The organism is Verrucomicrobiia bacterium, from assembly GCA_036268055.1.
GTDB lineage: Bacteria > Verrucomicrobiota > Verrucomicrobiia > Limisphaerales > Pedosphaeraceae > DATAUW01.
On the sequence record DATAUW010000011.1, the window covers coordinates 185,777 to 210,158 of the forward strand.

Below are 24,382 nucleotides of genomic sequence, written 5' to 3' on the forward strand. Positions count from 1 at the left end.
GATCAACACACGTGAGGGACGTGCGTGCTTCCCGGGAAAACTGCGCCTCGCTTCCCTTAAACCTTCAGCCGATTTCAGCTATTCTGCTTTTAGAACAGTCCAAGCGCACCAACGTAAAGTAAAATCACATTTGCCACTTGACCCCGCGCAAAGGCAATACACATTGTCCGCATGTTAAACGCGAATAGATTGACCGTGCCGCGCCCGGGAGAAACTTTTTCTTCAGCGCGCGCCTAGTTGCCCTTCGCCTTAACCTTTCGCCGAATGTCGCATCCCACACACAACCGGACCTTAATCATCCTTATCCTGGGCGCGCTGTCCACCATCAGCCCGTTCGCCATAGATATGTATCTGCCCGCGTTTCCGCAAATCGCGGCGGCGCTGGACACAAACACGGCGCGGATTTCGCTTTCCATCGCGAGTTATTTCGCCGGGCTGGCCGTCGGGCAATTTTTCTACGGTCCATTGCTGGATCGCTTTGGACGCAAGCCTCCCTTGTATGCGGGTCTCGTGCTGTTCATCGTCGCCTCGATCCTCTGCATTTTCTCGCGGTCGGTTGCGTGGCTCGTGACGATGCGTTTTGTGCAGGCGCTGGGCGGATGCGCGGCACAAGTCGCCTCGATGGCGATGGTGCGCGACTTTTTTCCCGTGCGCGAAACCGCCAAAATTATTTCGCTGCTCATCCTGATCATTGGTGTTTCACCGCTGCTTGCGCCTACGGTCGGCGGATTTCTTTCCACGCATCTTGGCTGGCAATGGGTGTTTATCATTCTCAGCGTCGTGGTATGCCTGAACATGGCCGCTGTTTTCTGGCTGCTGCCTGACGGCCATAAACCGGACACGAGCGTTTCGCTCAAATTTGTGCCGATCATCCGCAACTTTCTCGACGTCCTGCGCGAACCGCAGTTCACCACTTATGCGCTTTCAGGCGCGTTCGCATTTTCCGGCCTGCTGGTTTATGTCGCCGGCTCGCCCATTATTTTCATGGAAGTTTTCAAGGTGAGTCCGGGAATGTTCGGCGGCATTTTCGCCGGCTTAAGTGTTGGATTCATCGGCAGCAATCAAGTGAATGTGCTGCTGCTGCGCAAATTCACCAGCGTGCAAATCTTTCGAGGAGCGTTGCTCGTGGAATGCCCGGCGGCGCTGCTCTTTTTGGTCGGGACACATTTCGGCTGGTTCGGTTTGCCGTCCACGCTGGTGTTGCTGTTCATCGCGCTCTCCTGCCTCGGACTTGCGTATCCCAATGCCGCCGCCCTCGCCCTCGCGCCGTTCACGCGCAACATCGGCAGCGCTTCAGCCATGCTTGGCTTCCTGCAAATCGGCGTGTCCGGGCTGGCTTCGGCGAGCATCGGCATTTTTGATTCCCACGACATGCTGCCGGTGACGATCATTCTTGCGGCAACCTCATGGATCGGCTTTGCGATCCTGGTGATCGGCAACCGCAGCATCCCGCGTTTGCGCTTCATGGAAGAAGAAGGCGCTACGCCGATTGCGCACTGACGGGGCAACCTTTATTTAACCGCGGAGATGCGGAGATGCGGAGAGGGAAAACCGGATTACTCCAAGACAAGAGTGCGAACGCGGTTTTGATATTTGATCGTCACCGTCGAAGAAGTGATGTCCAGGATTAGGAGCTGGCCGAGGCGTTGATTCGGTTCGACGCGCTGGCCGTTGATGATCGCAGAAGGATGGTTCACCGAATAAAAAATCCCCTGCAACTTTACGTCCAGCGGATCGGCCGGAGCCTTGGCAACAACCGGTGCGAGCGCAGGCGCGGGAGCCGGAGCTTCCGGCCCTTTTACGATGAGTGGCGCAGGTGTAGAGGCTGGTTTTGGAACTGCAACCGGCGATGCCGCCGTGCTCGGGACAACCGGGGCAGGAGTGGACCGGGCGGAAACGATTTCGGACGGACTGGTGAATAATTTAAACGAGAGCCATCCAAGGACGGCCAGCACCGCGATGGCACCGGCAGCGCCATAAACCCATTCATTGGCGAAAAATCCTTTGGCGCTTTCGACGGACTGTTCTCCGGCGGGCGAACCATTCTTTTCGACCACTGGCAGCCTGGTTGTGGCTTTTGCGGCGATGGGCTTGGGACGCGAGGCGGCGTCGGGGCGGCTGAAATCGCGCTTCGCCACGGCCGCGCGCCAATCCGGGATGAAATCCAGCACGCCGACTTCCGCCAAATATTCCTCGTTCAGTTTGGAAACGACAAAACCTTCGGCGTCCGGCGTGAGTTCGCGCTCAAGGGCATTGGCCACGTGAACGGCAGTGAGAGCGGTGAAATTTTTATTCGCGCTGCGGCTGGGGTTGTGGTGCAGCGCGGCGACTTCGAGCAAGTCCAGCGGCATGCCCCAAAGGCCCAGCAGATACGCGCCGATTTCTCCGTGCGACGCGCCGAAAATTTCTTTTTCGACTTCCGGCAACGCGAGTTCCTGCTTGCGCGCCAGCGATTGCGCGCCGCGATATTGCTCGTCGAAATTCGCGGCCAGCACAACCTTGCCGATGTCATGCATCAGGCCGGCGGTGAAAGCCATTTCCGCAAGGGCGGGATTGTCCGTGGACCACAAAGCGATTTGCTTCGCGGTGCGCGCGACTTCCGTGCTGTGACGCCACAAACGGTCAATCGAGAAATAGACGGGCTTCACCTTGTCATATTGGCTCAGCAGCTTGATCGCCATCACCATCGAACTGACCGTTTCAAAACCGAGAATGCCGACCGCCTCGGTCGGGCTCGTGATCTTGCGGGACAATCCGAAACACGCCGAGTTGAGCACTTGCAGAAGTTTGGTGGTCATCGCCATGTCTTTGGCGATGAGCGCGCCGACCTGTTCGGTGCTGGCGTCCGGCGAGCGCAACACTGCCTGCACTTCGAGATACAGCGAGGGAATGGTCGGCAGCGTGCGGATGCGCCCGACCAATTCGCGGATGCTCGTCTTGGGAACCCATTCTTCCAGCGCGAGCGCGCCCTCGATGGAATTTCTGACGATGGTGCTTTCGAGCGGTTTGCCGATAAATTGATGCGTGCCGAGGACTTGCTTGACCATGCGTTCGCGGTCGGCTTCGAGCGCGAGGATAAAACGGATCGTCTTGGGATAAGCGGACTGGATGCGATTCAACAACTCCGCGCCGTCCATCTCACCCAGGTCGAGATCGGCGACGACGACATCACACGAGTGCTTCTCCATTTCGGAGAGCGCCTCATTGCCGTTGGCGACAGAAATGACTTCCCATGCCTCACCCAGCGCGGCCTGGAATTGACCCGGCGCCTGCGAATCGGCATCCGCCAACAGAATCCGTTTTTTGTGCATAACCGGCAAACCACGACCGTCCACCCGCGAGACACAACCGGCCCGGTAATTCTCCCAAAAACCCGGGACACCCGGCCACAAACGCGGCACATTCCAAGGGTGCTATCGGCACGGGCGGCTTGAACTTGAGGAAAATGTGCAGCTATGTTTGGTCGCGGTTATTCTCCAGAAATGCACCCCTCTCCCGCGCAGGCGAAGATCAATGAATTATCGCGGAGAAGTTCAAACTTAAACGGGTTACGACTTCTTCGTGCAAGCCAGTCATCTCATTGCTGAGGGTCATGAGATAGTGGGAGCGCTCGCTATTGGAATCGTTTTCAGCGGCAACTTTTGCGAGGTGAGACGCATAGTTAAGCGCTTCCACCTGGGTCAACAACAGAGTGAACTCCAGGCGATCGTGCGATTGATGCAACAGCTCGTGTTCCTTATCTTTGCTGATGGCGTCACGGGTTTTGACTTCGCCGGGAGGCAGCAGATAATCCTTGAGCCGCAGACTGGGATCTTCGCGGGCAAACTCGTCCAGTTGTTTTTCGCCCGCGCGGGCTGCGGCGGCGACGCGGTTGAGCAGGTTTTTCAAATCTTTATTTTCGGCTTTGATGAAGCGGAGTTTGCTGATGTCTTTTTCGTCGCCGAATAACTGGTGCAGCAGACTGTAAGCGTTATTGCGAGTGAAGTCGGAAGCGTTGGTTTGAAGCGGTGGACGGTCCGGGGTTGACTGGCAGCCGGTGAGGAAACCGCCGGCGAGCGGCGCGAGGACGAGAATCAAAAGGGAAAATTTCACGAAGCTAAATAAACAACTGGCGCGGCGGACGGATAGAATTTGAGTAAACAATCGCCCGGACGCCACGCCATGATGTTCAAATTATTCTCCCCGGCGGCTGAGCAAGAAACCAACCAGTGCGCCTACGCCAAAGGCGATGCCGGCGGCGCGATAGGGGTTTTCCCGAACTAATTTGTCGGCGGCTTTGGCGCTTTGAATCGCCTGTTTTTGCATCGTGTCATAAGTTTTCCGGGCGGACTCAAGGACCGACACTACTTGGTCGTGGGTTTGCTCGACTTTTTCTTCGGCTGCCTGGGCGGCCGCGTCAATAAGCGCGCGAGTGTCGTCAGTGAGGTTATCTCCAATGCGATTTATTTCGTTCATAGTATTTTTGTTTTTTGAGGTTAAAGCAGTTTTAGAATATGGCTTAAGGTCTCCGTCCTTGTATCAGGCGGACTAAAATAATCACGATGGCAACTACCAGGAGGATATGAATAAAGCCACCCATCGTATAAGACGATACCAGGCCGAGCAGCCAAAGGATGATCAGGATAATGGCTATGGTTTCTAACATAGTCCCTATGGGTTGGCTCAACGGGCCGGTTTAAGTGACAAAGCTCCTCCGACTATCAAGCTAGCCACGCCACCGAGAAGCATCCAAATGGATTTATCCGTGGGTGAACCGGTGAAGAAGCGCGAGAAATCCGAGCCGACCGAATTCGAGGCATTAATGCCAAAGGCGAGCAAAATAATTCCGAGCACAAGCAGCGCGATGCCGATGGGTCTAGTCATAATAGCTGGGGGTTGATGGTTATTTGCCAAACATTTTGGCAACGATGAAAATAAGGATGGCTCCGCCGAGTCCACCGCCGGCAAGGAGATAAACGAGCGAATAACCGATAGCGGCGAACATCGGAGCGATAGCTAAAAATGGCATGATCATATTAGTAGGTTAGTTAATTGTTTAAGGCTCATTATTTTGTTTGCTGATTACCCATAAGCTTTAGATGTGCCGGGTCGAAAAAAGTAAAAGAGCCTTGATTGTCAATAGTTTAGGGTTTGGATAATTTTTGAAAGAGGCGCAATTTGCGGAGTGGTAGAAACGGGATTCGCATTTTGCGACAAAGTGAATCCTCAAATTCAAAGCTAAAAGGGGAGTAAAATTCATCAAAACGCTCGCGAATTGCGCCTTAATGATTTGCGGTTGGGACAAATTGCAATGGACGCTGATCAATCAGGTGTTCGCAAGATGTTGCAAGTCAGATTGCTACTGCTAAGCGGCACACTGGCACTCCAACAGCTAATACAAGTGAACGATTGTCCGCATGCGGGAATCCAATTTGAATATGATGATAAAAAAAATCAGTGTGGTTGGTTTCGTAATCGCGATTGCCGGGGGAACTTTTTCTGTCACCGCCCAGCCAATTGCCACCGATGAAACACCTCGCGAGAATCTGTCAGCGCAAAATCTTCATTATCATCTTGGCACTCTCGAAAAAGTAAACAAGGTCATCGGCACCGAAGTCCGGGATGCGAATAACCAAAAACTCGGCAAGATTAAAGACTTGGCGATTGATCTGCAAAACGGGCGCATTGTGGAGGTAATTGTCGCCACGGGCGGCGTGCTGGGAATTGATGAGCAATTAATCGCCGTGCCGCCGCAGGAGTTTTCCCGAAATCCAGCCGGAAAAGGCTTCCAACTCAATCTCGATCACGCCCAATTCGCCGCCGCTCCGCGATTCAAGATGTCCGAGTGGGAATCGAATGTTCACGAGGCGAATGTCGCGGAAGTTTATCGCTATTATAGTGAGCGGCCTTACTTCAATGCTGAAGCCAATGGCTCATATATTACTCCAGCCAATCATGTGGACAAAACCGAACACGCGACCGGGGCGACCGATTCCGATCAAGTCGTCGCTGCGCCACCTGCGATTTATGCCATGCCCGCCCGAATGGGCGATGTCCAGCGCGCGAGCAAATTGCTGGATGCGACTACGCGCAACCCGCAAAACGAAAAACTCGGCAAGCTCGAAAACCTGGTGGTGGATTTGCCGGCGGGACGCGTCTTGGAAGTCATCGTGGCTTCCGGTGGATTTTTAGGTCTCGGCGATTCATTGAGCGCCGTCCCGCCGCAATCGTTTCATCCCGGCATTTATCCCGATACTTTGACCCTCGACACGACGCGGCAAATATTTTCCACCGCGCCGCATTTCAAACCGGATCAATGGCAGGTCAGCGATCCGCAACAGGTCGAGGCAGTTTATCACGCCTATCATGTCGAGCCGTATTTTGAAACCGCGGCTGACAATACCGCGCAGAATGTCCGCGACCGCGACGCCGGGGCGTTGACGCCATTAAGCCAAGGCACTTCGCCAGCGGATGTGAAGCTTACGCGAGACATCCGCAAACGGATCATCGGCACGCACGGCCTTTCCGCCGATGCGCGCAACGTAAAAGTGATCACGCGCGATGGACACGTGACTTTGAGAGGCCCCGTCAACAGCGAGGATGAGAAACATCAAATCGGCGACATCGCAGCGAAGGCGGCTTCGCCCGCGAACGTGGACAACCAATTGGAAGTCTCCAATCCCTCTCCCACAAGTTCAGTCAAATAAACCACAACCAAAAAAAGGAAAGTTATATGTCAACGAAATCTGTATTCTGCATCGCAACGACCCGCAGCCAGGCTGACCTCATCGTCAACCGCCTGCAAAGCTCGGGCTTCTCCAACAACGATATCTCCGTCCTGTTTCCCGACAAGGAAACCACCCGCGATTTCGCGCACGAAAAGAATACCAAGGCTCCTGAAGGCATCGCGACTGGCGCGGGCACGGGCGGCGTGGTCGGCGGCGCGCTGGGCTGGCTCGCGGGCATCGGCATGCTGGCGATCCCGGGCGTCGGGCCGTTCATCGCGGCGGGTCCCATCATGGCGGCTTTGAGCGGCGCGGCAGTCGGCGCGACGGTCGGCGGCATTGCCGGCGGCTTGATCGGTTTGGGCATTCCCGAACTCGAAGCCAAGCGTTATGAAGGCAAAGTGAAAGCCGGCAATATTCTGCTCTCGGTCCATACGGAGAATTCGGACGAGATCAAGGCGGCGGAAAAAATCTTCCAGAACGCCGGAGCCCAGGACATTTGCACGACCGGCGAATCCACCCCGCCGAAAAAAGCGGCGAAGACGGATCACGTGGTCGGCGCGTAAGAATTCTTATCAGCAAAACTCCCGCGACTGGAAACAGCGCGGGAGTTTTTTGTTTTTGGGAAACCAAGTTAAACCGCGGAGGCGCGGAGGCGCGGAGGTCCTTGCGGACGGCCACTGGGAGAAAGACCAAAGTGAATTTGTTTTACAAAAGCAATCGGCTTTTTTTGCAATTACTTCTTTGTTCCGAATCAGTGTTGCTTTGTAGAAATCATGATGACATCAAAATGGAGATGGGAAATGTGTTCGGCGAGACGCCAAACACTGCACGCGGGACGCGTGCGCTCCCCAAAACCCACTTCAGTTTCATCCTTGGGCGAATTGAGAACTCCATGTTTTCTACAAAGCAAATCAGTGTTTAGATCCGTGTTCCATCCGTGGCTTATATTCTCATTTCCGTCCTCCGCGCCTCCGCGTCTCCGCGGTTCAAACTTGGCTTACGATTTCTTCGTTGCGTTTGCGGGGAAGGTGTAGCAGGTTGCTCGCGTATGTTTCGCAGTGTGTCACATGCGGGTCTTGCCGAAAGTTGAATCCATGCTGCCGCCACCCCTCATTCAATTCGGCATCGAAACGGAAATTGGAATCGCCCGCGATGGCAACGACGATCTCGATGTGGTGGCCGAATCCATTGCGCTGGTGCGCAGCATGGCCGAGCCGGGCGTGTTGATGCGGTGGGACTATGGCAGCGAAGATCCGCACGCCGACATGCGCGGGTTTCACGTCCAGGAATTGCGGCAGGACACGGACGAGGCAAATTATTACGCCGAAGATTCGCAGCGCGAACTTTCCTACGTCGAAATCAAAAGCGATTTTGTCCTCGGCAACGGCGCGCGTTTCTATAACGACCATGCGCATCCCGAATACTGCACGCCGGAGTGCAGCACGCTCGATGAATTGCTCGCGCAGGACCGCGCCGGTGAGCGGATTCTCATGGCGTGCGCGCAACAGCTCACCGCGCGACTTGGCAGCGCCGTCCGGCTCTATAAAAACAACACGGACTTTCGCGGGCACAGCTACGGTTGCCACGAAAATTATTTGCTGCCGCGTTCGCTGCCTTGGGGACAGTTGGCGCAAGGCATCCAGGCGTTTTTAGTCACGCGGCAGATTTTTGCGGGCGCGGGGAAATTTGCGATTGAGGAGGAAGATCGTTTTGTTTCGCCGCAATTTCAGATCTCGCAGCGCAGTGATTTTTTCAGCGAATTGCAAAGCGTGGACACGATGCAGCGGCGGCCCATCGTCAACACGCGCGACGAACCGCACGCGAACCCGCGGCTCTATCGCCGGTTCCACGTCATCATCGGCGATGCCAATATGTCGCCGTTTTCGACGCGCTTGAAAGTCGGCACGACGGCGTTGGTGCTGGAAGCGCTGGCGCGCGATCCGCAGCGTTCGTGGCCGAAATTAGCGGAGCCGTTGGTGGCGTTGCGCGCCATTTCCCGCGATCCAAAATTTCGCTGGGAGGTGAAATCGTTAGGCGGGCGCAAAACGACGGCGCTCGAAATCCAGCGCGAATATCTGGCGGTGGTGAAATCGGTTTGCGATTTGTCCACGCCGTGCAAGCTTGCGCTCGTCGCGGAATGGGAAGCGGTGCTCAACGATTTGGCGCGCGACGTGATGCTTTGCCGCAATCGCCTCGATTGGGTGGCGAAAATGGCGCTGGTGCGGGAGTTTCAGGAATCGCAGAACATCGCCGAAGACGATCCGTGGTTGCAAAGTTTGGATTTGGAATATCACCGGCTGGATTTGGCGGAAGGTTTGTATTTTGGCCTCGAGCAAAGTGGCGCGATGCTGGGCGTGCCCGATGAGGTGGCGGTGCGGCGGGCGATGCGTGAACCACCGATGACAACGCGCGCGCTGGTTCGCGGCAAGTGCATCCAAAAATTTCCGGCGGCGGTGGCGTCGGCGCAGTGGGACCATATTACGTTGCAAGCGGACGGCGAGCGGGTAAAAATTTCTTTGCTGGATTTGTTCGCGCCCGAAGAAATTTTGCGTTATGGTAAAGCCATTGACGAGGCGCATTCGCCGGAGGATTTGCGAATGCTGAAATGAATGCGATATTCATCTGAAAATTAAATTTATGCCAGACCAAGCACAAAAAACACGGCCCGTAGGCCCGGGTGGCCCCAGCGGTGGTGGCGATGGCCCCAGCGCGCCGAAAGTGGATAAACCCAACACGGACGAGTTGCTCAAGCGGATGCGCAAAGTGGATCCTGACCAGGCCAAGCGCTATCGCCAACGCACGGGCCAATGAGCAGCGAGACGCCGATGGCCGGGGATTTTTTGTCCCTGCTCGCCGCCCAAAAGCTCGCGCCATGGCGCGGAGAAACCGCCGCCCATAATGGCGCGCCCGTGCAGACGCAGGCGACGACGGTTTTCGCTTTTCATTTTGCCGAAGGAGTTTTGATGGCGGGCGACCGCCGCGCGACGGCTGGGAACATTATCGTCACCGACCGCGTGGATAAGGTCATCGAGATTGACGCGAATTCATTGCTGGCGATTGCGGGGGTGCCGGCGACGGCGTTCGAGATGGCGCGCGTGTTGCAGACTTCGTTTGAATATTATCGCCGCAGCCAATTACAATCGTTGAGCCTGCCGGCAAAGGTGCGCGCTCTCGCGCGTTTGTTGCGTGAAAATTTGCCGATGACCATGCAAGGCGTGGGGGTGGTCGTGCCGTTGTTCGCGAGCCTTGATCAATCGGTTTCGCCGGCCAAGCCGCAGATTTATTTTTACGATCCGCTGGGCGCGCAATTCCAGGCGGCGGACCATGTCGCCTCCGGTTCGGGCTCGGGAACGATCCGCAGCATCATGAGTTTTCAGGAGCAATACGGTTCACCGAAACCTTCGCAAATGAAATTGGCCGAGGCGGTGAAATTCGCGTTGCGGTTGCTGATGACGGCGTCGGAGTTCGATTCAGCCACCGGCGGCGTGAACCCGGCGACGCAAACCTACGCGACCATTCGCGTTCTGCGCAGCACCGGCGTGGAAGCTGTGACTGACGCGCAGCAGGCAGAAATTTTAAAGCGTCCATGAACATGGCAGCGAACGTAAAATGGAAAGCAGAAGCAGCGCATGACTGAAGAACCCTATCGTTGGCTGGAAGCAGTGGGCAATCGCCGCGAGTATGTGCGCGAGCAGTTGAAAGGCGGCTCGCCCGCGCTGGCGGCCAGCCTGGCGGATGGAATTTTATTGCTGGGCGTGGGCGGCGGGCAATCGAAGGTGTTTGAATTATTCGATCGCCATGCGCTCGCGGGGCTCGGGCATCCGGCGGACATCGAAAAAATCCGGCAGGCGGCGATTGACGCGGCACACACGGAGGCCTTTACGCGCGCGCCTGAAGACGTGAGCTTGCGGCGGCTCGTGAGTTTTGGTTTGAGCCCGCAGTTAAAGACGAATTTCGAACAGATTTTTACCGCGCCATTTTTGGTCGAACTGTTGCTCGCGGAAGTGGGTTCGGAACCGGCGAAGGATTTGTTGTTGCGCCTGCATTTTGACGGGGCGTTTCAATTTCAAAACGGTGGAGTCATCGTCGCAGCCAGCCAAGCCGAGCCGGAAGCGGAAGCGAAGGCGTGGCTCGCGAAAATGATCGGCGAAAAAACCGATCGCAAGGCGGCGGCGGATTTGTTGCTGCAAGCGTGGTGGTGCCTCAAGGAAAATAAAAATTTTGGCGACGCCATCCCGAAGGAAGCCGAGCGGCAAGCCGGCTGGCGCGACGCGACGCGCGAGCGCGTGGTGGAAATTGGCTGGCTTGCGCGGCACACATCGCAGCGCGCGCAGTATGAAAGTTTGACGCTGGCACAGTTGGGATTGTAAGCGCGACAACGCGCGTTCGGTTCCGGCGGTGCGGTGGGAAGTGAAGAGTTTTTATGAATCGCATTGTTGGATTGGAAACCGAATACGGCTGCCTGACGAATACGCCGGCGGGTTCGTTCATCGCGGTCGAACGCGTGCGCGATTGGATTTTTGGACGGGAGGAATACGGGCTCATTGATGTGCATCATCGCGATTGGGACGAGCCGCCCGGCAATGGCGGATTTCTCTTCAATGGCGGGCGCGTCTATATTGACATGGGCCATCTCGAATACTGCACGCCCGAATGCGTTTCGCTGCTCGACATTTTAAAATACGATCGCGCCGGTGACGCGCTGGCCATGCGCGCGGTGAAGGCGCTCGGTCTCGCGGGCGAGGTCAGTTTCATCCGCAATAATATTGATCACTACACCGGCGCGACATTTGGCTGCCACGAAAATTATCTCGTGCGCCGGTCCGCGCCGCTCACCGAAACCAACGTCCTGTCGCTGTTGACGTTTTTAACCTTGCGGCTGCTCTTCACCGGCGCGGGCCGTGTCGGGACCACGCTCGCGGCCGAGTGGCGCGGCGAAGTCAGCCGTCCGGGAACCGATGGCGGTTTCCAGATGAGCCAGCGCGCGGATTACATCAACAACGACCTTTACGAATGGGTGCAGTTCAATCGCTCGATCATCAACACGCGCGACGAACCCCTGGGTGACCCGCGCAAATATCGCCGCCTGCATTTGCTTCATGGCGACACTAATGTTTTGCCCGCGACGCTGCTGCTGAAAGTCGGCACGACCTCGCTGATGCTCGATCTGCTGGAGATCAATCATCTGCCGAAGCTGGTTTTGGCCGACGCGGTGAAAACTTTTCGCGCGTTGTCGCACCAGACCGAAGGCCCGTGGGAAGTGCGGCTGGCGGACGGGCGCAGCGTGGATGCGGTGGACCTGCTCGAGAAATTTTTCAGCGCGGCATTTTCGGAATTTCATGGCCGCGATACTGAGACGGACATCCTGCTCGACGTGTGGGGTTCGACGTTGAAGGCGCTGAAGACCGAGCCGCAGGCGTTGATCGGCAAGGTGGATTGGATCACGAAACTGTGGCTGCTGCGCAAATTCATGGAACAGGAAAAGCTTGAGTGGGACGACCCGTGGCTCAAGGCGCAGGACCTGGAATTCCATCATATTGACCCGGCGCGAAGCCTGGGCCTGGCGATGTGCCAGCCGCCGCCCGCGTGGGAACTCTCCGCCAAAACCATCGAGACCTCCGTAATGGAACCGCCCGCGAACACCCGCGCGCTGGCCCGCTCGCGCGTGATGCAACTGCTCAAGGAATTCGCGCCGCCGTATTCGATTGATTGGGAAATCGTCGGCGTGGAAGGAATCAATTCGCTAAATCTGCTGAACCCGTTTGATCCATCGCCACCGGAATTAAAATCATGGCAGGCAGAATTTCACGCCGCGATGAAAGCGGGCGGCGCGGGGAAGAAGAAGTAAAGCGCCTCCGAAAGCCTCGAGTTTTTGAGTTGGTTCTGGGAATAAATTTCCGGAAAAACCCTTCCGTCCGCGAAGTTCCCATTTGAGCGGCCACACGAAATTCACCATTTCGTAACTTAACCCACACACAACTGTAACAATCGCGCCGCAGCATTTCGGCGCATCTCAGGAAGAAACTATGAATAAAAACATTATCAAGAAGGCCCTGCTGCCAACGGTAGCTTGCGGCACATTGCTCGCCACGGCGTCCACCTACGCCCAAACCACCATCGCCGATTGGACCTTTGAAAATATCACGGCGGGGACTACGATGGTGCTCAATCCGGCTGCGGCGGTCAATAACTCGGCGGGCACGCCGGCGGCGGTTTCGCTCGGCATGGATAATACCTACGGCACGCCGACTTCCAGCATGGCTATTCCTGACGTGATCGCCTCGACCGGCAGTTCGACCGGCGCCGGAAATGAATGGCGCGTGCGCGGCGGCCCAGTCGCTACCGGCAAGGCCAACGGCTGGTCCTCGCTGGCGCCCATCGGCACGCAAGGCGCAGAATTCGATGTCAGCACCGTCGGTTTCAGCAATATCCAATTGACGTTCGATCTCGAAACCACTTCCGCCGCCGAAGCGAACCTCACGGTGCTTTACACGACGGATGGCATGACCTGGAACAATGCCACCATCATTTCCCTGGACAGCGGCGCGACGATCAAGAACAACACCTCAAGCGCGAACACCGTCATGGGAAGTTATATTACCATGAACGCGAATGGGTTTGTGGACGGCATCACGGTGGACTTCGGTGGAATCACCGCGGCGAATAATGACGCGAGTTTCGGAGTGCGCATCGTGAATGCCTCGACCGGCGCGGATGATTTGAACGGTTCCGGCACCGCCTATAACAATTCTTCCGGCAACTGGCGTTATGACAACGTGGCTTTCTCCACGCCGGAACCGACGATACTTGCTTTGACGGGTTTGGGTTTGGCCGGCCTCTTCGGCTTCCGCCGCAAGTTCGCGCAGAAGTAAAAAATTACGCGACGGGCAGGGTGAAAAAAAATGTGGCACCCTGCCCGAGTTCGCTTTTGACCCACACTTCACCGCCGTGCGCCTGCACGATGTGTTTCACAATGGCCAACCCAAGACCGGTGCCGCCCGTGTCCCGCGAGCGGGCGCGATCCACGCGATAGAATCGTTCAAAGATCCTCTCACGCGACTCAGTGGGAATGCCCGGGCCGTCGTCCGTAACCCAAAGTTCAACGATATTTGAGCCGTTAACTTGTCCGCCGACGGTCACGTTGCCATCCGAGCGGCCATATTTGATGGCGTTTTCGACGAGGTTGAACAACACCTGTTGCAGACGGTCAGTATCCGCGCGCGCGGGAAGTTCGGCGGGCAGCTTATTTATGAGTGTTACTTTTTTGCTCGCCGCGCGTGCCTGCAAATCCTCGATGACGTGGTCCACCTCTTCCCGCAAATCCACCTGATGCAGGTTCATCACGATCTGGCCGCTTTCGAGCCGTGAAATGGTGAGCAAATCCTCGATCAAATAGGTGAGGCGGTCGGTGTGTTTTTCAATCGTGCGGAGAAAACGCGTGGCCAGATCGGGATCATCTTTCGCGCCATCGAGCAACGTCTCCACGAAGCCCTTGATGAGCGAAAGCGGCGTGCGCAATTCATGGCTGACGTTGGCCACGAATTCCTGGCGCGTGCTTTCGAGTTGCTTGATGCGCGTCAAATCGTGAAACACCAAAATGGAACCGTGCTGCACATTTCCCCGGTCAAACACGGCGGCGGCGTTCACTTCCAGCCAGCGCCCGTTGACGCCGGGCAGTTGCAGTTCCTGTCCCTGCACGATGGGTTCCTGCGCCAGTCGGCGGGTGATTTCCGCCAATTCCTGCAAGCGGAAAGTTTCCATGATGGTTTGCCCGCGCACCTCGGACTTGAGCCCGAAAAAATCCTGAAGCGAACGATTGACGAGTTGCACCCGGCCGTCCTTGTCGAGAATGAGCACGCCCTCGGCCATGCTGTTGAACAACGCCTGCTGCTCGGCTTCGGTTTGCGCGGCTTCCTCGAAATGGCGTTGCTGAAGATTTTCGAGGGATTTTTTTTCGCGCGCCTGGTCTGCCTGCAAACGGTCGTAGCGCCCCTGCCACCAGCGATGCAAGGCGACCATGCCCACGACTAAAATGACGATCAGCAAGTAGGCCATGGCGAGGATGGAGCGCCGGCGGGTTAGCGCGTCACTCTTCGATAAAGCGATAGCCCACGCCGCGCACGGTATCCAGATACTTCGCGGCGGGCCCAAGTTTTTCGCGGAGTCGGCGCATGTGCGTGTCCACAGTGCGCGTATCAATCAGATTATCGTATTCCCAAACGTCCTGAAGGAGCTGCTCGCGGGATTGCACGCGGCCGCGACGCTGGGCGAGGATGGTAAGCAGTTTAAATTCAGTCGCCGTGAGGTCCACCGCGCGGCCTTTCACACTGGCTTGATGGCGGGGAATGTCGAGGGCCAATTCCTTCAAAACAATTTCGTCCTCTTTGCCGCCCGCGGCCGGGCCGGTGCGCAACAGGCGTTTCACGCGCAGGACGAGTTCGCGCGGGCTGAATGGCTTGGTGACGTAATCATCCGCACCCAATTCCAACCCCAGCACGCGGTCAATCTCCGCCGCCTTGGCGGTGAGCATGATGATGGGAATGGCGGAGACGCGTGCGTCACGCCGCAAAATTTTGCAGACTTCGAGCCCGTCCACTTCGGGGAGCATGACATCGAGAACGATGAGGTCGGGCAGGAGGGCGCGGGCTTTTTTAAGGGCTTCATCGCCGTCGGCGGCGGTGGCGACATCGTAACCCGCCGATTTCAAGTTGAACTTGATCAGTTCAATCGCATCCGGCTCGTCATCCACTACTAAGATTTTAGGCATCACTCTCGCTCTGAGTATCACGTGCCACAGGATACTACAAGGTCGGTCAGGTGACAACGAAGTTACGGTTCGGTGACGCGGGTATTTAAAAACAGGAAGAGGCTGTCAATCAGCCACATCTGCGTGACCTCAAGCAGTTGCCATGTCGGCAGCGAAACTGGGAAACTGATTCAATCCGAGCCAGTAGGCCTTGAATTTGGCCAGCACGGACACCATGCCTTCCGCGCTACGCGGTTTGACTAGGTAGGAATTGGCCCGCAGGTCAAAGGCATCGTTGATGTCCTGCTCCTGATTGGAAGACGTGAGGAAAATCACGACGAGCCGGCGGAGGACAGGGTCATTGCGGATGACCGATAAAGTTTCGAGGCCGTTCATGCGCGGCATTTTGATATCGAGCAATACCAGCGCGGGAAATGGATGCGCGGCGCGATCGGCATAGCGGCCTTCGCCCTTGAGATAAGCGATGGCCTGTTCGCCATCGGGCACGACCCGCAATGGATTCGGCATCCCCGCCTTGCGAAGCGCCCGCTCCAAAAGAAAGGCATCGTCCTCGTTATCCTCGGCTAAAAGTATCGGCAGATGATCCATGTGATTGCGATCCAAGACTGGCAATACTCGCATTGAAGCTTGTCAACCGCAAGCGGCCCGTTGCCAGTCGTTTCCCTACAAGCGTGTAAGACGGCGCAAAGCGATGAAAGGTTACGTCAACGGTTGCGGTCGAGAAAATCGGCGATGTGCAGCGCCTCAACCGGCGCACCCGCCGCGCGCAGCCCGGCGCGAATTTGCAGCAGGCAACCGGGATTGGTCGTCACCACGATTTGCGCGCCGGTCTTGAGGATGTTTTCGATCTTGCGCCGTTGCAGGCGTGCGGCCATTTCCGGTTCAGTCAAATTATAACTGCCCGCACTGCCGCAACAGACATCGGACTCGGGCAACTCGACAAAGTTTTTGCCGACGAGGGCGCGGATTAATTCCCGCGGCGGCTTGATGATGTGCTGCGGATGCGCCAGATGACAGGCGTCGTGATAAGTCACTTTAGCTGCCGATGATTCACTCGACGGCGGGCTGTTTACCTGCGCGGCGGCGAGCACTTCAGTCAGGTCGCGGACGCGCGCGCTGAATTGTTTTGCGCGTTCGGCCCATTTCGGATCGTCACGCAGAAGCTGGCCGTATTCCTTGAGCGTGGAGCCGCAACCGGCGGCGTTGATGACGATGGTCTCCAAATTTGCGCGTTCAAACACTTCGATGTTATGCCGTGCGCAATCACGGGCCATTTCCAACTGCCCGCTGTGCGCATACAACGCGCCGCAACAGCCCTGCCCACGCGGGGTCACGACCTCGTAGCCCGCACGATTGAGCAGGCGCACACTTGCGGCGTTGGTATCGCCAAACAAAACGCTCATGACGCAACCGCTGATGAAACCGGTGCGGCCCTTTGGCGGCGCGGTCGCGGGAGAAACTTCCGGCAGCGGCGTCGCGCTCGGATGCTCCGGGACCAACGCCATCGTTTCACGCGCGAATTTCGGCAAAAGTTTTTCGAGTCCTAGCGCGCGAATGATTTTCACCGGCAGCAGCGCCAGTTTCATGCGGGAGGGAAATGGAAAAACTTTTTCAATCGCGATGCGTCGGAGAAAGGTTTGCCACGGCGAACGGCGGTGATGTTTCTCGATATGATCGCGCGTGTGTTCAAGCAAGTCGCCGTATTGGACGCCGCTGGGGCAAACGGCTTCACAGGCGCGGCAACCGAGACACAGGTCGAGATGGCGGACGGCGGTATCGCCGAGCGGAAGGCGCCCGTCCTGGATGGCGCGCATCAGATAAATGCGCCCGCGCGGCGAATCATTTTCGTTGCCGGTTTCGAGATACGTCGGGCACGACGACAGGCACAGTCCGCAATGGATACACGCCAGCGATTTGTTGTAGTCGAGAAAGCGTTCGGGAGCGTCGGTATTCATAGCGGCAAAGCGGGAAGAATATGGCGCGGGTCGTAGGCATCTTTCAAGCGCCGCATCAAATCGAGCGGCAACTGTTCTACTGAAGGCGTGGCCGGGCCGCGATGATAAGTCACGCCGTTGCCCGCGCGCGCGACAAATGGCGCGCCATTTAATTTGCGCACGGCTTCGATCATCTTCGACGGCAGCACCGAAATTTTTTGCGCGGTTGAAGTGCCGTTCCAAAATGCCGCCTCATATTCGAGCGAACCGGATTGGTTGAAGCCAAGTTCAGTCGCGCGCGCCACTTGCCATTCCACTTCTTCGCGCGTGCCAGCGAAGCCAACGGTTATTGTCAGCGCATTCGTTGAAGACCCGTGCAAATCCAAAACCACTGGCGTCACCGGCGAACTGATCACCGCTTCAATTAATTTATCAGCTTGCTCAAGGGAGGCGCACGTTGCCGACACGAATTTTTCCACTTCCGGCAATGGCCTCAAACGGAAAGTCGCTTCCACCACCACGCCCAAACTTCCCTGCGCGCCGATAAAGAGTTTCATCAGATCGTAGCCCGCGACATTTTTCACAACCTTGCCGCCGGAATGAATGACCGTGCCATCGGCCAGCACACAAGCCATGCCAATGATGTGGTCGCGAATCGTGCCGAAACCAAACCGATGCGGGCCGCTGAGATTGGCATCAATGATTTCGGCGAGCGTGGCGCGTTCAGGATGCGGCACATCGAGCGGCAGCCATTGGCCGTGGCGCGCGAGTTCAGCTTGCAACGCCGCGAGTGTGATGCCCGCCTCGGCGGTGACGACCATATCTTCCGGCGTGTATTCCACCACGCGATTCAGCGAGGCGAGATCCACGCGCTCGATTTTTTCCGGCGGCGCGGCGGCGGCAAGCCGTTGCGTCAATTCGGCAAGAGTGGCGGGTTGGAGCATCATCGGAAATCAGGCGGCGATTTGTTTGCGCGGCGCGAAGTCCGCACAACGCTTGCTGCCGGGAAACATTTTGTGGGGATTGCAACGTATCTCGGGATCGAAAACGCGGCGCAGCATGCGCATGGCATCGAGATCGGCGACCGTGAACTGTTTCGCCATGAAATCAATTTTCTCGACGCCGATGCCATGTTCACCCGTCGCGCTGCCGCCGAACTCAATGCACTTTTCCAAAATGTCGTGCCCCGCCGCCAGTGCGCTTTGCACCTGCGCGGGCTCGCGTTCATCGTAAAGAATCAGCGGATGGATATTGCCGTCGCCCGCGTGAAAAACATTCGGGATGCGCAAGCCGTGTTTCTCGCTGCACGCGCGGATGAAGCGCATCATCTCGGGAAGTTTGGAGCGCGGAACCACGCCGTCCTGCGTGAGAAAATTCGGGCTGAGCCGGCCAATGGCGCCGAACGCGCGCTTGCGGCATTTCCAAAGATCGAGGCGTTCCTGCTCGGTCTTCGCCAGGCGAACTTCGCGTGCGCGATTGCGTTTGCAGATTTCGATCACGCGGTCCGCCTGCTGGTCCAAACCCGCCGCAAGCCCGTCCAACTCGATGATCAACACCGCGCCCGCATCCAGTGGAAAACCAAATTTATACGCCGCCTCCACGGCTTGCGTGATGAGTTGGTCCATCATTTCCATCGCGCCGGGAACCATGCCGGCGGCGATGATGCCGGTCACGGTGCGGCTGGCATCATCCACATTTTCAAAAACGCCGAGCAAGGTCTTGAACATTTGCGGCGCGCGAATGAGTTGCAGCAGCACGCGCGTGACGATGCCGAACATGCCTTCGCAGCCGACCACCACGCCGCGCAAATCGTATCCGGCCACGTCTTCGCCACCATCGGGCCGCGCGCCGAGCCAGAGAATTTCGCCGTCGGGCATCACCATTTCAAAACCGAGAACGTGATTGGTCGTCACGCCATACTTGAGCGTGTGCGGGCCGCCGGAATTGGTCGCGACATTGCCGCCGATGGTGCAGGCCGATTGGCTCGAAGGATCCGGCGCATAATATAATCCGCCGCCTTTGACCGCGTTGGTGACCCACGCATTGACGCAGCCCGCTTCCACCAGCGCGCGGCGGTTGCGATAATCCACGTCGAGCACGCGATTCATCCGCGTGAGGGCAATCATCACGCCGCCGGTCACGGCCAGCACGGTTCCGCTCAAGCTCGTGCCCGCACCGCGCGGGATGATCGGCAAATGATGTTCAGCGCACAGTTTGACGACAGCGGCGACTTCAGCGGTCGTGCGCGGCAGGACGACGACGTTGGGCAACTGTTTTTCCAGCGTGTAGGCATCGCACTCGTACACGAGCAATTCCTGTTCGCCGTGGACGATATTTTCGCGGCCAACAATCGCGCGCAGCGCATCAATCACCGGCACGGTTAAAATCGCAGGCTGGCTTTCCATGAAAAAATTTTAGAGACAGAGGAAACTTTCTGCGAGAAAAATGAGCGCGACTGATTGGTGGGTGGGCGATGGGTTTTACTATGTTTCGTTTTGATGCAGAGGCGCAGAGGCGCAGAGCGGGGAAAGGAATTTGGCCGGATGGAACACAGAAAGGGAACTTTTTCTAATCAGTGTTTGAACCGTGGTTCATCCCTGGCTTTTAATCTTTGTTTTTCTCTGCGCCTCTGCGTCAAAAAAAGAAAATCAGTGGTTCACGGACAACTCCAACAACCGTCCGGGGAGCATGGCGGTTTGGCTGGAGTTGTTGAGGACGCGGGTGTATTCGCAGATGTAGATTTTGCCGGGGCCGCATTGATGGATGTCCACGGGGCGGGCAAGTGGGGTCAGGAATTCTTTCGTGTGCGATTCGTAAATGCCGCTCGCATTTTTTTCGAGGCGCACGTTCAACAGATCAAAGCCCACGTCTTTCGGACGTTCGAGCAAGTTGCCGTAGCGCGTGATTAAAAAAGTGCCGCGATATTCCGCCGGAAAATCGTTGCCGAGACACACGATGCCGCCCGGCGAGGAATGCGCGTCGAAGGAATATAAGGGTTTGCCTTCGGAGCCGCCAGCGTCTGGTCCGCGATTGGCGATGGGGATGGTCAACTCCAACCCCGGAGGTGTCTTCGGCGAATACGCGTATGGCGGATGCGCCCAATTCGAAAATTGATAGGGAAAACCATAGTGCTTGCCGCGCTCGATGAGATTGAGTTCCTCGGGCGCGTTGGCATCGGGGCCGTTGTCCGTCGCGAACATTTCGCCTTTCTCATTCCAGGTGAAGCCATAGGGATTGCGGACGCCGCGCGCGAAAATTTCGATCTCAGGTTTCTCAGCCTTGGGATCGAGCCGCCAAAAACACGCCGTCAACGGCACTTCGCCGCCGCTGTAATAATTCGTTTCGCTGCCCGCTTCGTTGCCGTCCGTGCGCGAGCCGCTGCTGACATACAACTTGCCATCGGGGCCGATGCCCATGTTCCCGACACCGTGATTGAACGAACTGATGCCGAAGGGATAGGCCGTCCTGAACCACGCGCGCGGTTCGGCGGGATCGCCATCGCGAACGGTCGTGGTGCGATAAATTGTGACGACGTTCGTGATGTAAGGCGTCGTTACGCGGCGCGAATTCGCCACGATGTAAAGCCGGTTCTGCGAATCCAACATCATGCCGTCGGTCATCAAGTCGCCGGCATCGGGCTCGGCAAAATCCTCGCCATTGAGCACGCGGCGAATCGCGCCGCCCGGCAAATCCACGCGCCAGACATCGGCATTCTGGCAGAGAATATAGAGACATTTTCCGGTGCCATCACTGGCCATGCGCGTCGGGTAATTCGGCAGCTTCACGACTTCGCGCAAAGTGAAACCGGCGGGCGCGGGCGGCAGCGCGGGAAATGGATTCGGGTCGGCGATGACATTCGTGGTTGAGACCTGGGCGCGGATTTCCTTGATGCGCGCAGCGAGGATGGGGCCGTTGGTATTGCCGAAACTATTGTGGACGAACGTCAGCACGTCGGCGAGCTGGTCATCGTTGTAAGGGGCGGGCGGCATCGCGCCATTATATATCTGGTTGCTGACCTTGATCGCGCCGGTGAGGCCGGTGATGAGGATGCGCGCGCTGCGATCCTTGTCGGCGGCGAGAAAGTCGGACCCGGCGAGCGGCGGAAAAGTCGGCGGCGCACCCTGGCCAGCGGCCTGATGACACATCGCGCAATAACGAGCGTAAAGCGCGCTGCCGCGTTTGAGTTGCTCGGGCGAAACCGGCGCGGTGGAATCGGCCATCGCGCGTGAGGCGGTCAATTCTCCCAGCAACAGGGCGGCGACAATCAATAGGCGTCTCATGGTTAAATCAAAGTGGGTGCGTCGTCTCGGCGAGAGTTTGCCCAAATCCAAACGCGGAGCAATGGCAAAGCGAAAAACCCGTGTCCCCAATTATGAGGATGCCGGATTCGGGCACAGTGAAGGGTAAATCATGCCGGCATGCGCGCACTCCCGGGAAAATCGCGGGGATGAGAACTGTGATAGGTTTCAAGCGTGACTTTGACGGCAAGCCATCGCAACATGCGGACGGTAAAAATGAAAAAAACTTCTCCTGTTTCCCGAAGCGGGCGGTTCGCCAGCGGCCCCGGCGAAGACGTGGCGCGCTTCACTGAGTCGGTGTCGTTTGATTGGCGGTTGTGGCAACACGACCTGCTTGGCTCCATCGCGCACGCGACGATGCTCCAAAAAATCGGCGTGCTTACCAAAGCCGAGCGCCAGGCCATCGTCACCGGCCTTGAAACCATCGGCCAGGAAATCGCCGACGGAAAATTCACCTGGAAACCCGAACTCGAAGACGTTCACATGAACATCGAGGCCGAGTTGACCCGCCGTGTGCCCGCCGGGGCGAAACTGCACACCGGCCGTTCGCGCAATGATCAGATCGCCCTCGACATCCGCCTGTGGCTGCGGCATGAGATCGTTGGGTTCGGCGAAGAACTGCGCGAATTACAACGCGCGCTGGCTGAACTCGCCGAGAAAAATGCCAGCGTCATCATTCCGGGCTACACCCATCTTCAGCGCGCCCAACCCGTTTCGTTTGCCCATCATTTGCTCGCCTACGTCGAGATGATCGAGCGCGACCACGGGCGGCTCACCGATTGTTTTCAGCGCGTCAATGTTTGCCCGCTCGGCAGCGGCGCGATAGCCGGTTCCACCTTGCCGCTGGATCGCGAAATGGTCGCGAAACTGCTGGGCTTCGTGGATGCCAAGGGCCGCGCGGTCGTCACACAAAACTCGATGGATGCCGTGAGCGACCGGGATTTTGCGGTGGAATTTTGCGCGGTCGCGGCGCTCGTCGCGGTGCATCTCTCGCGGCTCGCCGAGGACGTGATCCTCTGGGCCACGAGCGAGTTTCATTTTGTTAAAATCGCCGATGCCTACACTACCGGTTCGTCATTGATGCCGCAGAAAAAAAATCCCGACATCGCCGAACTCACGCGCGGCAAGTCGGCCCGGGTGGTGGGAAATTTGATGTCGCTGCTCACGCTCTTGAAAGGCTTGCCGATGACCTACAATCGCGACTTGCAGGAAGACAAGGAGCGTTTGTTTGATAGCGTGGATACCGTGCGCGCCTCAGTGCGGCTCATGGCGGCGATGCTGCGGCACACGACCGTGGATGCCAAAAGTTGCGCAGCCGCGGCGGGCGATCCGGCGTTGCTCGCGACCGACCTTGCCGATCATCTCGTGCGCGAAGGCATGGCGTTCCGGCAGGCGCATCATGTCGTCGGCGCGGTCGTGGCGCTGGCGGAGCGCGCGGGCAAACCGTTGAATCAACTGACCCTGGCTGAATTGCAAACTGTGGATGCCGCTTTCACCGCCAAGGCGCTTGATGTCTTCGATCTCAAGAAAGCAATGGCGCAACGCAACCTGACTGGCGCGCCCGGCACCAAAGAAGTTGCGAAACAACTGGTGCGCTGGCGCAAGGCGCTGGCGTAGTTTTCGATTGCATGAATCCGCAGCCGGAGCTTTTGACCGACTTGCTCAAAGCGACGTCGCGCTCCGTTTATCTCACGCTGAGCATCCTGCCGAAGCCGGTGCGCGCGCAGATCGGTTTGGCCTATTTGCTGGCGCGCGCGACCGATACCATTGCCGACACGGAGATCGTTTCGCCCGAGCAACGGCTGGCGGCATTGGAATTGTTACGTGGGCGAATTCTTGGCGAACACAAAAGGCCGCTGGACTTCGGCGAACTTGCGCAATGTCAAAATTTGCCGGCGGAACGTATTTTATTAGAGCGTTGCGAAGAAGCCTTGACGGTTTTGGCTAGCTTCACCATTGAGGATCAAAAACGCATTCGCACTGTGCTTGAGGTTATCACCAGCGGCCAGGCGCTGGACCTGCGGCGATTCGCGGGCGCATCCGCGAGCGCCATCACTGCCCTGCAAAATGCGCAGGAACTGGATGACTACACCTATCGCGTGGCGGGATGCGTGGGTGAGTTCTGGACGCACATCTGCCGCACGCATCTTTTTCCGGGCGCGAAAATGGACGAGGCCAAATTGCTGTCGGACGCGGTTCGTTTCGGCAAGGGTTTGCAACTGGTAAATATATTGCGCGACATGCCGGCGGACTTGCGCCAGGGCCGATGTTATTTGCCCGTGAACGAGTTGGCAGACTGTGGTCTCACGCCGGCCGACTTGCTGCTTCCGGCGAGCGAAGGCAAATTGCGTCCGCTCTACAATCGCTATCTTGATATGGCCGAGGCGAACCTTGCCTCCGGTTGGGAATACACGAATGCGTTGCCGTTTTCGGGCATGCGCGTGCGGCTGGGCTGCGCGTGGTTGATCTTGATCGGGGTCAAAACATTGGCGACCTTGCGCACGGCGAATCCCCTGGATGCCACCCAGCGTCTCAAAGTTCCGCGTTCGGCGGTGTACGGCGTCATGTTCTGGTCGGTCGTGCTGTATCCGCTGCCGTTCGCGTGGCGGGGATTATTTCCCAGGCCTCATGTTGGCCGATAAACGTAACGTGGAACCGACGAAAGCAGTTGCGTCT

At 57.4% G+C, this 24,382-nt stretch carries 24 protein-coding genes; 11 read left to right on the forward strand and 13 right to left on the reverse strand.

Annotated features, from left to right (window positions below; all coding sequences use genetic code 11):
* Positions 1 to 264: 264 nt before the first annotated feature.
* Positions 265 to 1,500, forward strand: coding sequence for a multidrug effflux MFS transporter (locus tag VH413_05265; protein HEX3798091.1), 1,236 nt, complete (start codon positions 265 to 267; stop codon positions 1,498 to 1,500).
* Positions 1,501 to 1,556: 56 nt separating this feature from the next.
* On the opposite strand, the gene VH413_05270 is transcribed toward VH413_05265, so the two are convergent.
* The 6 genes from VH413_05270 to VH413_05295 form a co-directional block, all read right to left on the reverse strand.
* Positions 1,557 to 3,311: an HDOD domain-containing protein gene (locus VH413_05270; GenBank protein ID HEX3798092.1), complete on the reverse strand. Its 1,755-nt coding sequence runs from the start codon at positions 3,309 to 3,311 to the stop codon at positions 1,557 to 1,559.
* A 199-nt stretch (positions 3,312 to 3,510) separates the two neighbouring features.
* Entirely contained in the window at positions 3,511 to 4,092 is a 582-nt protein-coding gene (locus tag VH413_05275; protein ID HEX3798093.1) for a hypothetical protein, read from the reverse strand.
* An 81-nt stretch (positions 4,093 to 4,173) separates the two neighbouring features.
* Positions 4,174 to 4,455: a DUF883 domain-containing protein gene (locus tag VH413_05280; protein ID HEX3798094.1), complete on the reverse strand. Its 282-nt coding sequence runs from the start codon at positions 4,453 to 4,455 to the stop codon at positions 4,174 to 4,176.
* Between the two features lie 43 nt (positions 4,456 to 4,498).
* A complete protein-coding gene (locus VH413_05285; protein HEX3798095.1) occupies positions 4,499 to 4,645 on the reverse strand; it encodes a lmo0937 family membrane protein in 147 nt (48 codons plus the stop codon).
* Between the two features lie 17 nt (positions 4,646 to 4,662).
* A complete protein-coding gene (locus tag VH413_05290) occupies positions 4,663 to 4,863 on the reverse strand; it encodes a DUF3185 family protein (protein HEX3798096.1) in 201 nt (66 codons plus the stop codon).
* Between the two features lie 19 nt (positions 4,864 to 4,882).
* Positions 4,883 to 5,008, reverse strand: coding sequence for a hypothetical protein (locus VH413_05295; protein ID HEX3798097.1), 126 nt, complete (start codon positions 5,006 to 5,008; stop codon positions 4,883 to 4,885).
* Positions 5,009 to 5,417: 409 nt separating this feature from the next.
* Between VH413_05295 and VH413_05300 the strand changes: the two genes are divergently transcribed.
* The 8 genes from VH413_05300 (at position 5,418) to VH413_05335 (ending at position 13,579) form a co-directional block, all read left to right on the forward strand.
* Positions 5,418 to 6,686 (forward strand): PRC-barrel domain-containing protein, encoded by a 1,269-nt coding sequence (locus tag VH413_05300; protein HEX3798098.1) that lies wholly within the window; start codon positions 5,418 to 5,420, stop codon positions 6,684 to 6,686.
* 26 nt (positions 6,687 to 6,712) lie between these two features.
* Positions 6,713 to 7,270 carry a DUF3341 domain-containing protein gene (locus tag VH413_05305; protein HEX3798099.1) on the forward strand — a complete coding sequence of 186 codons (558 nt, stop codon included), beginning with the start codon at positions 6,713 to 6,715 and terminating at the stop codon, positions 7,268 to 7,270.
* A 531-nt stretch (positions 7,271 to 7,801) separates the two neighbouring features.
* Complete coding sequence (locus tag VH413_05310) at positions 7,802 to 9,316, forward strand: proteasome accessory factor PafA2 family protein (GenBank protein HEX3798100.1); 1,515 nt, start codon at positions 7,802 to 7,804, stop codon at positions 9,314 to 9,316.
* Between the two features lie 28 nt (positions 9,317 to 9,344).
* Positions 9,345 to 9,518: a ubiquitin-like protein UBact gene (locus tag VH413_05315; GenBank protein ID HEX3798101.1), complete on the forward strand. Its 174-nt coding sequence runs from the start codon at positions 9,345 to 9,347 to the stop codon at positions 9,516 to 9,518.
* On the forward strand, positions 9,515 to 10,297 hold the full coding sequence (locus tag VH413_05320) for a proteasome subunit alpha (protein HEX3798102.1): 783 nt from the start codon (positions 9,515 to 9,517) through the stop codon (positions 10,295 to 10,297). Before VH413_05315 ends, VH413_05320 begins: the two co-directional genes overlap by 4 nt.
* Positions 10,298 to 10,336: 39 nt before the next feature.
* Positions 10,337 to 11,077, forward strand: a complete 741-nt coding sequence (locus VH413_05325) for a 20S proteasome subunit A/B (GenBank protein ID HEX3798103.1) — start codon at positions 10,337 to 10,339, stop codon at positions 11,075 to 11,077.
* Between the two features lie 53 nt (positions 11,078 to 11,130).
* Positions 11,131 to 12,555, forward strand: coding sequence for a proteasome accessory factor PafA2 family protein (locus tag VH413_05330; GenBank protein ID HEX3798104.1), 1,425 nt, complete (start codon positions 11,131 to 11,133; stop codon positions 12,553 to 12,555).
* 178 nt (positions 12,556 to 12,733) lie between these two features.
* Positions 12,734 to 13,579 (forward strand): PEP-CTERM sorting domain-containing protein, encoded by an 846-nt coding sequence (locus VH413_05335; protein ID HEX3798105.1) that lies wholly within the window; start codon positions 12,734 to 12,736, stop codon positions 13,577 to 13,579.
* Positions 13,580 to 13,583: 4 nt separating this feature from the next.
* On the opposite strand, the gene VH413_05340 is transcribed toward VH413_05335, so the two are convergent.
* The 7 genes from VH413_05340 to VH413_05370 all read right to left on the reverse strand — a co-directional run bounded on the left by VH413_05340 (position 13,584) and on the right by VH413_05370 (position 21,688).
* On the reverse strand, positions 13,584 to 14,762 hold the full coding sequence (locus VH413_05340) for an ATP-binding protein (GenBank protein HEX3798106.1): 1,179 nt from the start codon (positions 14,760 to 14,762) through the stop codon (positions 13,584 to 13,586).
* Between the two features lie 31 nt (positions 14,763 to 14,793).
* Entirely contained in the window at positions 14,794 to 15,474 is a 681-nt protein-coding gene (locus tag VH413_05345) for a response regulator transcription factor (protein HEX3798107.1), read from the reverse strand.
* A gap of 129 nt (positions 15,475 to 15,603) precedes the next feature.
* The gene (locus VH413_05350) at positions 15,604 to 16,095 is read right to left on the reverse strand and encodes a response regulator (protein ID HEX3798108.1); all 492 of its coding nucleotides are present in this window, start codon (positions 16,093 to 16,095) and stop codon (positions 15,604 to 15,606) included.
* 83 nt (positions 16,096 to 16,178) lie between these two features.
* The gene (locus VH413_05355) at positions 16,179 to 17,429 is read right to left on the reverse strand and encodes a heterodisulfide reductase-related iron-sulfur binding cluster (GenBank protein ID HEX3798109.1); all 1,251 of its coding nucleotides are present in this window, start codon (positions 17,427 to 17,429) and stop codon (positions 16,179 to 16,181) included.
* Positions 17,426 to 18,355: an FAD-binding oxidoreductase gene (locus tag VH413_05360; protein ID HEX3798110.1), complete on the reverse strand. Its 930-nt coding sequence runs from the start codon at positions 18,353 to 18,355 to the stop codon at positions 17,426 to 17,428. Before VH413_05360 ends, VH413_05355 begins: the two co-directional genes overlap by 4 nt.
* 6 nt (positions 18,356 to 18,361) lie before the next feature.
* Positions 18,362 to 19,813, reverse strand: a complete 1,452-nt coding sequence (locus VH413_05365; protein HEX3798111.1) for an FAD-linked oxidase C-terminal domain-containing protein — start codon at positions 19,811 to 19,813, stop codon at positions 18,362 to 18,364.
* 243 nt (positions 19,814 to 20,056) lie between these two features.
* Positions 20,057 to 21,688, reverse strand: a complete 1,632-nt coding sequence (locus tag VH413_05370) for a PQQ-dependent sugar dehydrogenase (protein HEX3798112.1) — start codon at positions 21,686 to 21,688, stop codon at positions 20,057 to 20,059.
* 234 nt (positions 21,689 to 21,922) lie between these two features.
* On the opposite strand from VH413_05370, the gene argH reads away from it, so the two are divergent.
* Positions 21,923 to 23,323 (forward strand): argininosuccinate lyase, encoded by a 1,401-nt coding sequence (gene argH, locus VH413_05375; protein ID HEX3798113.1) that lies wholly within the window; start codon positions 21,923 to 21,925, stop codon positions 23,321 to 23,323.
* Positions 23,324 to 23,334: 11 nt separating this feature from the next.
* Positions 23,335 to 24,348 (forward strand): phytoene/squalene synthase family protein, encoded by a 1,014-nt coding sequence (locus VH413_05380; GenBank protein ID HEX3798114.1) that lies wholly within the window; start codon positions 23,335 to 23,337, stop codon positions 24,346 to 24,348.
* Positions 24,349 to 24,382: the final 34 nt, after the last annotated feature.

What these genes read in the sequence shown, in the direction of transcription:
- VH413_05270 (HEX3798092.1), bottom strand. Translation starts at nt 3,311, where the DNA reads ATGCACAAAAAACGGATTCTGTTGGCGGATGCCGATTCGCAGGCGCCG.
- VH413_05265 (HEX3798091.1), top strand. Translation starts at nt 265, where the DNA reads ATGTCGCATCCCACACACAACCGGACCTTAATCATCCTTATCCTGGGC.
- VH413_05305 (HEX3798099.1), top strand. Translation starts at nt 6,713, where the DNA reads ATGTCAACGAAATCTGTATTCTGCATCGCAACGACCCGCAGCCAGGCT.
- VH413_05345 (HEX3798107.1), bottom strand. Translation starts at nt 15,474, where the DNA reads ATGCCTAAAATCTTAGTAGTGGATGACGAGCCGGATGCGATTGAACTG.
- VH413_05360 (HEX3798110.1), bottom strand. Translation starts at nt 18,355, where the DNA reads ATGATGCTCCAACCCGCCACTCTTGCCGAATTGACGCAACGGCTTGCC.
- VH413_05325 (HEX3798103.1), top strand. Translation starts at nt 10,337, where the DNA reads ATGACTGAAGAACCCTATCGTTGGCTGGAAGCAGTGGGCAATCGCCGC.
- VH413_05320 (HEX3798102.1), top strand. Translation starts at nt 9,515, where the DNA reads ATGAGCAGCGAGACGCCGATGGCCGGGGATTTTTTGTCCCTGCTCGCC.
- argH (HEX3798113.1), top strand. Translation starts at nt 21,923, where the DNA reads ATGAAAAAAACTTCTCCTGTTTCCCGAAGCGGGCGGTTCGCCAGCGGC.
- VH413_05335 (HEX3798105.1), top strand. Translation starts at nt 12,734, where the DNA reads ATGAATAAAAACATTATCAAGAAGGCCCTGCTGCCAACGGTAGCTTGC.
- VH413_05280 (HEX3798094.1), bottom strand. Translation starts at nt 4,455, where the DNA reads ATGAACGAAATAAATCGCATTGGAGATAACCTCACTGACGACACTCGC.
- VH413_05300 (HEX3798098.1), top strand. Translation starts at nt 5,418, where the DNA reads ATGATGATAAAAAAAATCAGTGTGGTTGGTTTCGTAATCGCGATTGCC.
- VH413_05330 (HEX3798104.1), top strand. Translation starts at nt 11,131, where the DNA reads ATGAATCGCATTGTTGGATTGGAAACCGAATACGGCTGCCTGACGAAT.
- VH413_05350 (HEX3798108.1), bottom strand. Translation starts at nt 16,095, where the DNA reads ATGCGAGTATTGCCAGTCTTGGATCGCAATCACATGGATCATCTGCCG.
- VH413_05290 (HEX3798096.1), bottom strand. Translation starts at nt 4,863, where the DNA reads ATGACTAGACCCATCGGCATCGCGCTGCTTGTGCTCGGAATTATTTTG.
- VH413_05380 (HEX3798114.1), top strand. Translation starts at nt 23,335, where the DNA reads ATGAATCCGCAGCCGGAGCTTTTGACCGACTTGCTCAAAGCGACGTCG.
- VH413_05365 (HEX3798111.1), bottom strand. Translation starts at nt 19,813, where the DNA reads ATGGAAAGCCAGCCTGCGATTTTAACCGTGCCGGTGATTGATGCGCTG.
- VH413_05295 (HEX3798097.1), bottom strand. Translation starts at nt 5,008, where the DNA reads ATGCCATTTTTAGCTATCGCTCCGATGTTCGCCGCTATCGGTTATTCG.
- VH413_05315 (HEX3798101.1), top strand. Translation starts at nt 9,345, where the DNA reads ATGCCAGACCAAGCACAAAAAACACGGCCCGTAGGCCCGGGTGGCCCC.
- VH413_05355 (HEX3798109.1), bottom strand. Translation starts at nt 17,429, where the DNA reads ATGAATACCGACGCTCCCGAACGCTTTCTCGACTACAACAAATCGCTG.
- VH413_05370 (HEX3798112.1), bottom strand. Translation starts at nt 21,688, where the DNA reads ATGAGACGCCTATTGATTGTCGCCGCCCTGTTGCTGGGAGAATTGACC.
- VH413_05340 (HEX3798106.1), bottom strand. Translation starts at nt 14,762, where the DNA reads ATGGCCTACTTGCTGATCGTCATTTTAGTCGTGGGCATGGTCGCCTTG.
- VH413_05285 (HEX3798095.1), bottom strand. Translation starts at nt 4,645, where the DNA reads ATGTTAGAAACCATAGCCATTATCCTGATCATCCTTTGGCTGCTCGGC.
- VH413_05310 (HEX3798100.1), top strand. Translation starts at nt 7,802, where the DNA reads ATGCTGCCGCCACCCCTCATTCAATTCGGCATCGAAACGGAAATTGGA.